General features: G+C 43.9%; 5 protein-coding genes and 1 rRNA gene. 2 read left to right on the top strand and 4 right to left on the bottom strand.

Annotated features, from left to right (window positions below; all coding sequences use genetic code 11):
* The 4 genes from EL84_RS32210 to EL84_RS31145 form a co-directional block, all read right to left on the bottom strand.
* Positions 1 to 398, bottom strand: a 16S ribosomal RNA gene (locus EL84_RS32210); the annotation flags it as partial.
* 708 nt (positions 399 to 1,106) lie between these two features.
* Positions 1,107 to 2,282: a YhgE/Pip domain-containing protein gene (locus EL84_RS02540; RefSeq protein WP_047840586.1), complete on the bottom strand. Its 1,176-nt coding sequence runs from the start codon at positions 2,280 to 2,282 to the stop codon at positions 1,107 to 1,109.
* 80 nt (positions 2,283 to 2,362) lie between these two features.
* A complete protein-coding gene (locus EL84_RS02535; RefSeq protein ID WP_036605963.1) occupies positions 2,363 to 2,794 on the bottom strand; it encodes a MarR family winged helix-turn-helix transcriptional regulator in 432 nt (143 codons plus the stop codon).
* A gap of 165 nt (positions 2,795 to 2,959) precedes the next feature.
* Positions 2,960 to 3,127, bottom strand: a complete 168-nt coding sequence (locus EL84_RS31145; protein ID WP_074093608.1) for a DUF3934 family protein — start codon at positions 3,125 to 3,127, stop codon at positions 2,960 to 2,962.
* Positions 3,128 to 3,439: 312 nt separating this feature from the next.
* Between EL84_RS31145 and licT the strand changes: the two genes are divergently transcribed.
* Positions 3,440 to 4,300 (top strand): BglG family transcription antiterminator LicT, encoded by an 861-nt coding sequence (gene licT / locus EL84_RS02530; protein WP_047840585.1) that lies wholly within the window; start codon positions 3,440 to 3,442, stop codon positions 4,298 to 4,300.
* Between the two features lie 183 nt (positions 4,301 to 4,483).
* On the top strand, positions 4,484 to 6,382 hold the full coding sequence (locus tag EL84_RS02525) for a beta-glucoside-specific PTS transporter subunit IIABC (protein WP_047840584.1): 1,899 nt from the start codon (positions 4,484 to 4,486) through the stop codon (positions 6,380 to 6,382).
* The last annotated feature ends 16 nt before the right edge of the window (positions 6,383 to 6,398 follow it).

Here is a 6,398-nt window from a genome sequence, read left to right as displayed (position 1 = left end):
GGGGGGGGGGGGGGGGGGGGGGGGGGGGGGGGGGGGGGGGGGGGGGGGGGGGGGGGGGGGGGGGGGGGGGGGGGGGGGGGGGGGGGGGGGGGGGGGGGGGGGGGGGGGGTCGCCTTGGTGAGCCGTTACCTCACCAACTAGCTAATGCGCCGCAGGCCCATCCCCAAGTGACAGATTGCTCCGTCTTTCCAGTTTCCTTCAGGCGAAGAAAACAACTATTCGGTATTAGCTACCGTTTCCGGTAGTTGTCCCAAACTTGAGGGCAGGTTGCCTACGTGTTACTCACCCGTCCGCCGCTAACCATCAGAGAAGCAAGCTTCTCTTCAAGTCCGCTCGACTTGCATGTATTAGGCATGCCGCCAGCGTTCGTCCTGAGCCAGGATCAAACTCTCCAATAAAGTATTGAAAAGAGCGATAAGCTCATTTTGAATCTGACGAGATTAAAAATCTCATTTATGCTCCAGTCGATTCAAGCCAAGGCTTGTTTCAAACTTTCGCGTTTCATTCTGCAAGCAGAATGTTTACTCACTCGTTGTTCAGTTTTCAAAGATCAAACTTGTTTTGTTACCGAATGTTTTTCTCTTCAGCAACTCTTATATAATATCATGTCCGAACCAACTTTGCAAGCTCTTTTTTTTCAAGTTTCTTTCGAAGCTTATTTGATTTGCTTGCCGCACCAGTGTTAAACCGTGTTTTCTTGGCCGGATTAATAATATATCACGTATAGATATTAATTACAATACTTAATTTCAATAAAATTCATTTACTACAAATCAACTACCTTTACTGTGTTGCTCTCCTCTATCCAAGTGTAAAGTTTATTATAGCTTAAATGACATTCTTTCCATTCATACATCGCAATACATGTCCAATTGATTTTAAACTTATTAGCCTACATCTCCTCTCTTATATTTTAGCTTCATTAATATGCTCAATTTAGGTTGTCCTTTTATCAAGGTCATGCAAAATTACTGGGGGCACTGTAAGTTACCACGAGTATAAGTAGAAGTATTATAGAAGATACACAAAGAAAGTGATGCACGCATATAACTATACGTGAACCACTTTCTTGTGTGTGTTATTACATTATATATAGATGGAAACTCTTAATGTTGTGCCTGTGCTGATGCTGGAGGCGTCATCGTCATTTGTCCATTACCTGCTTTTTGCATGCCAACTCGCAGCAACGTAATTCCCCACGTAATAATCGAGATCAACAGAAGATGAACCATGTATACCCCCACTGCTTCTCCACTATAGATCAAACGCATAAATCCCTGTACCCCATTGGAAGCGGGCAGAAAGTTACCGATATAACGGTAGAATGGCGCCAGCATCTCGGCTGGAATGATATTTCCTGCTGTCATCAACTGGAGTGGAACCATCGCTACATTAAATAGAGGGCCTGCATTGCCAAACAGGGCAAAACTCATTTGTGTAAAACAGATACAAGCCAGACTCACCAGCACATGATACAGATACAAAGCGCCGAAGGAACTCGCAACATCCGTGAACTGAAGAGCAACTGTATCCACAATCAGAGGAACGATCACAGCTATACACAATAACAGCAATTGCCGTCCCCAGAAGATTTCCCATTTGGAATGGGTACGTTTCATGATATTCGACGTAATATTGAACTGAATATTCATGGTCATCGAAGCAATATAGGTGATAAAACCCAGAATCATGGGTAGCATCGATGTTGCAAAATCACTCACGCTGTTCGTTTTATTAATTTCAGCCTTCACAGGCCCTTCATTCATCTTCGCCATCGCTTGTCCAATAGCTGCACTCAGTTCATCGCTGTTTATACTATCGTTATTGAGTGTCACTTGAACCTTGGATTCCAGAATCCCTTGACCCATTTGTGCAGTCATTCCGGTCGCAGCATGTTCCACAATGGATTTGGCTACATCGGCATTTCCCTGATTGATATAAAAGGGTAAGCTCGCCTCTGTGCCTCCTGCAATCTGGTCAGTGAATCCTTCCGGAATAACAATAACCATCGCATAGTTACCTGCATTCATCTGTTGCTCAGCTTCCTCGGCAGAACCCAGTACATTGACATGGAAAGGCGCGAGCGTTTCAATCTGCTTCTGCACCTCTTTTCCCTGTGTCCCGTCTTCGTTCACCAGAGCAACTTGAAGTTGATCCACTCTCTCCGTGGCTTGATGATAACCCGTCATCCAGATCACAACAAATAACAGCGGAACAATCAATGCAAAAACCAATCCTATTTTTGTCTGTGGCACTTCAAGAAAATCTTTGAAGCTTCTCATTCGTTCACGACTCCCGTTAGTTAAAATTAAAATAATTGCACTACATATATATGCACATGCACATAATTGCTCAAAAAAATTTATTTCATCTTTTCATAGATGCGATTCATTACATTCATGAATGCTTCAAGCTCTTCAGGGGAACATTCGGCGAGTGCCTCTTGCTCTTGCTGTTTTGCCTTTGGTGTCAGAACGTTATTCATTTCCAGTCCTTCCGCCGTCAAACAAAGCAAAACCGCTCTGCGATCCTGTGGATCTTCTTCTCTTGTCACCAGACCTTTGCGAATCAACTTGTCTATAATTTTGCCTACCGTTGTCTGGTCCCGCACTGTTAATTCAGCCAGTTTTTTCTGTGATATATGACTTCCAGCCTTGCTCAATTCATTCAAGACTGCAAATTGTTCCGGAGTAATATCCTGTTCACTCAGATTTCTGGTTGTTGTTTTTTTGTATGCCAGATACGTCCGTGACAGAATCAGTCCAAGTGGATTTTCATCCATATTAACAGGCATGCTGTTGCTCCTTTCTCTATATAGTAGCACTACCATCTAATTTGCGTAAGCTCTATATTATTACCATATTTACATTACTGTCAATTTAATTTTTTATCTTTTCAAGCAAAAAGAGACCCACCCGTTAGTCAGGCAGCTCTCTCCTCTGGCATCGTCAAGCCACACTTACTCGGGCTTGCCACTTGAAGTTTCGGTATCGTCCTTCTTCTTTGTGCCTTTACTTTTATAAGGCTTCGGTGCACTTTTCGCCCGGTTAGCAGCGGCTTGCCAACGGTTCCATCCTTTTTTACCCGTACCACGGCCGGTGCCGCCTTTTCCTTTTGCATTGCTCATGTTATCACTCCAATAATCCTGTATATGCTTAAAAATGACCGTCCTCGGTAACTTATTATGCAACCCAGCCCATCTAATTCACTTCCAGCATTTCTTATTATACCAAAAATCCACGTCTTTACGTCCATTTCCATAAATCATTGTATTGTTATTCTGTTATGAAAGCGGTATAGTGGACATAATTGAAAGAGGAAGCTGCGTCTTCTTCGGGATTGTTACTGGTAAGCAGGCGATACCCAAACCAAGGCTGTCTATTAAGCCTTAGTTTGGGTTTTTTGTTTTTATTACGACCAATTGAGGTGAAACACATATATGATCATCCGTCAGATTTTTAACAACAATGTCATCCGGGCTGAGAACCAGGTTGGTCACGAATTTGTTGTCATTGGCAACGGTCTTGGCTTCAAAAAGAAAAATGGACAGCCTGTGGATGAGGATAAAATCGAAAAAACCTTTGTGCTTAAATCGGATAAAATACCACAAAAATTAATCGATTTGATTAGGGAAACATCGGTTGAATATTTGAAGTTAGCGGACGAAATTGTGGGTCATGCCAAAAAGGAAATGGGCGATATTTTTAGTGATAATATCTATATATCATTGATCGATCATATTCAGTTTGCCATTACCCGGTACCGTAAATCCGTCGGGCTGAAGAATTCCCTTTTGTGGCAGATTAAGAAGTTTTACAAGAAGGAGTTTGGGATTGGCATGAACGCTGTGGAGCTGATCAAGGAACAATTCGGCATCCAAATGGATGAACATGAGGCCAGCTTTATTGCGATGCATTTTGTAAACGCTCGTCAAGATGCTCAAGGCATGAAACAAACCGTTGAAATTACAGAAGTTATTGATGATATCTTCAACATTGTGACCAACCATTACCACATCGCCCTGGATGAAAATTCGTTTAATTATTCCCGGTTTATTACCCACCTGCAATACTTTGTGCAGCGTATGTTGAGTAATGAACAGGAGCAATTTGCTTCTGGAGATAACTTTCTGTATGAACAGGTGAAGGACAAATATAGCAAGGCATTTGAATGCACACAACGGATCAATCAGTACCTTGAAGACAAGTTTGAAAGTGCCATGTCCATTGATGAAAAGGTGTATTTGACGATCCATATTCAACGTGTCACTTCCCGTAACGAGTTGCTGGACACGGAATAAAAAAGCTTGCAAACGATTTCGGCGTCATATATAGTAGGTCTCACAACTTAACGACAAGGATTGTTACTGCTCAAGCAGGCGATACCTAAATGATTGGCAACAGGTCATCTTTCCGATGATCATAGCCATTCGTTTAGGTATTTTTTTGTTTTCAGGCAATCTTAACAACAAAGGAGAATGAACATGGATCATAAAAAAATGGGGGATGACATCGTTCGTCTCCTCGGCGGAGAAGCCAATATCAACGGTCTTGTACACTGTGCGACCCGATTGAGATTCGACCTGAAAGATTCGAAAAAGGCCGAACGCGAAACGCTGGAAAAACACGATGGTATTATTACCGTTGTCGAAAGCGGCGGCCAGTTCCAGGTTGTCATCGGTAGTAACGTGGCTCATGTATATGCGGAGATTATGAAAAACCGGGATTTCGGAGGAGATTCCTCTTCATCGGCTGAGTCTACAGGGGAAAAAACCTCGCTATTATCCAAAGTTTTTGAAATTATATCCGGAAGTTTCTCGCCATTAATCCCGGCTATGGCAGGATCAGGCATGCTAAAAGCTTTGCTGACTGTCCTGACCATGCTCGGATGGATGTCGGACACAAGTGACACATACCTGATTTTATCCGCTGCCGGCAACGCTGTATTTTATTTCTTGCCCATCTTCCTTGGCATCACACTGGGTATGAAGCTGAAAGCCAATCCTTATGTAGCTGGCGTAATTGGTGCCGCTCTGATGGAACCGAGCTTCACCGGGCTGATGGATAAGGGCTCAGATGTATCGTTCCTGGGTATACCGGTTGTCATGATGAATTATTCAGCAAGCGTATTCCCAATCTTCATATCCATTAGTATCTACGCTGTTCTGGATAAGTTACTCAAGAAAATCATTTTGAAAGACCTGCAATTGTTCCTTGTACCAATGATTGCTTTGATGATTATGGTTCCGCTGTCCGCAATGGCCTTTGGACCATTCGGCACCACGGTAGGTGACTGGATCTCCTCTGGCGTAACTTGGCTCATTGGTGTCAGCGGTATATTATCAGGGGTTGTACTGGGTGGATTCATGACCTTCATGGTTGTGTTCGGACTCCACTGGGGCTTTACTCCAATCACGATACAGAATATCGGGGTTGGCGGCGATCCAATTGAAGCCATGGCTGCTGCAGCTGTATTTGCACAAATCGGTGTAGCCTTCGGTATTTTCCTGAAAGCCAAAAAGAACAAAACCCTGCGTACTCTTGCTGGCTCAACCAGCCTTACAGGTTTACTTGCAGGAGTCACTGAACCAATCGTATATGGTCTGATCCTGCGTTATAAACGTGTGATTCCTATCGTGGTTATCGCAGGTGCGATCGGCGGTGCCATCAATGGTCACTTTGGTGTTAAAATGACCGCTTATGTGTTCCATAATATATTTGCCATTCCCGTCTATACACCAACGGTTGTCTACGTAATTGCGATTGCCTGCTCCTTTGCGGTAGCAGCAGTATTAACGGTGATGTTTGGTTACGAAAGCAAAACGAAAGACACAGGTTCCGAGAAAAATGATTCTGTCTCCAGCACATCGGCTGAAAGTACGCAGGCTGAACTTCCTGTCGTTCCTGAGACCAAAACAACGGAGAACAAGAAAGAACAAATTTATAGCCCACTTACTGGTAAAGCCGTAGCACTGAGTACCATTAATGACCCGGCTTTTTCGACTGGTGCTATGGGCAAAGGTGTCGCGATTGTCCCTGAGATTGGCGAAGTTGTCGCTCCGGTAGACGGTGTTGTCACTTCCCTCTTCCCGACTGGACATGCCATCGGGTTAACAACCAACGCAGGAACGGAAATTCTGATTCATGTTGGGATCAACACAGTAGCGCTGAAGGGAAAACACTTCACTCCTGTCGTTCAGGAAGGTGATATCGTCAGACAGGGCGATCTGTTGATCCAGTTTGACATCGATAAGATCAAGGAAGCCGGATACGAAACCGTAACACCTGTCATTGTCACTCTAACGCAGCAGGAAGTGGATGTATTCGAAACAACTCAAGAGCATGTACAGAAAAATGATGTCCTTTTGACTCTCGTTGTCTGACCCAACTTATATCATA

This window comes from Paenibacillus sp. VT-400 (assembly GCF_001029205.1).
GTDB lineage: Bacteria > Bacillota > Bacilli > Paenibacillales > Paenibacillaceae > Paenibacillus > Paenibacillus amylolyticus.
Note: the sequence above shows the minus strand (reverse complement) of the source record. Positions and strands in the feature narration are given on the sequence as shown.

Coding starts and splice junctions, on each gene's coding strand:
- EL84_RS02525 (WP_047840584.1), top strand. CDS start 4,484: ATGGATCATAAAAAAATGGGGGATGACATCGTTCGTCTCCTCGGCGGA.
- licT (WP_047840585.1), top strand. CDS start 3,440: ATGATCATCCGTCAGATTTTTAACAACAATGTCATCCGGGCTGAGAAC.
- EL84_RS02540 (WP_047840586.1), bottom strand. CDS start 2,282: ATGAGAAGCTTCAAAGATTTTCTTGAAGTGCCACAGACAAAAATAGGA.
- EL84_RS31145 (WP_074093608.1), bottom strand. CDS start 3,127: ATGAGCAATGCAAAAGGAAAAGGCGGCACCGGCCGTGGTACGGGTAAA.
- EL84_RS02535 (WP_036605963.1), bottom strand. CDS start 2,794: ATGCCTGTTAATATGGATGAAAATCCACTTGGACTGATTCTGTCACGG.